The organism is Actinopolymorpha sp. B17G11 (assembly GCF_040196095.1).
Classification (GTDB): Bacteria; Actinomycetota; Actinomycetes; order Propionibacteriales; family Actinopolymorphaceae; genus Thermasporomyces.
Window position 1 is genome coordinate 1 of sequence record NZ_JBEFTW010000105.1, and the last position, 911, is coordinate 911.

At 59.1% G+C, this 911-nt stretch carries 1 protein-coding gene; it reads left to right on the plus strand.

The window, feature by feature from the left end:
• Window positions 1-911 (plus strand): ABC transporter substrate-binding protein (locus tag ABN028_RS35185; RefSeq protein ID WP_349699668.1); only part of this gene is annotated, 911 nt, incomplete at both ends.

A 911-nucleotide genomic window follows, 5' to 3' on the forward strand; every position in this document is an offset into this window, starting at 1 on the left:
TGGGATCCGACGTTCAAGAAGATCATTGGGAATGTTGCCGACAGCTGGGAGATCGGGGCGGACGGCAAGGAGTACACGTTCAAGCTGCATCCGGGCCTCAAGTGGTCGGACGGGCATCCCTTCACCGCCGATGACGTGGTCTTCGCCGTCGAGGACGTGCTCAACAACACCGAACTCACTCCGGTTCCCGACGCGTACTTTGGCGGGGCGACGGCGGAGAAGATCGACGACTTCACCGTCAAGCTGTCCTGGGACAACCCCAAAGGTCTCGTGCTCACGTATATGGCGACCCGATCAGGTTTGGTCTTCACCTCCAATCCGAAGCACTACATGACGCAGTTCCACAAGAAGTACACACCCGACGTCGAGGCGCTGGCAAAGAGCCAGAAATTCGACGAGTGGATTGCCCTGTACCAGCAAAGGGGCGGTGACTTCAGCTTCGGATCCAACCCCGAGAAGCCATCGATCTATCCATGGTTGCTCAAGACCAACACGAAGACCCAGGTAACGGTTGAGCGCAATCCGTACTACTGGAAGGTGGATCCAGAGGGCAGCCAACTTCCCTACATGGACGGCATGGTGTGGTCGGTGGTCACCGACCCAGAGGTATCGCTACTGAAGGCGACCAATGGCGAGGTCGACTTTGCCTTCGACGAGCCGGTCAACAAGCCGGTCCTGGCCGACGGCCGGCAGAAGGGTGCGTACCGCTTCTTCGACGCGATTCCAGCGCTGACCAGCCAGGTCGCGGTCTACCTGAACCTGACCCACAAGAACCCGGTGATGCGGGAGATCATCAACAACAAGGACTTCCGCATCGGACTGTCGTACGCGATCAACCGAAAGGACATCATCAACGCGGTGATGCAGCGGCAGGCCGAACCGTGGCAGATCGCGCCGCGAAAGGAATCCAC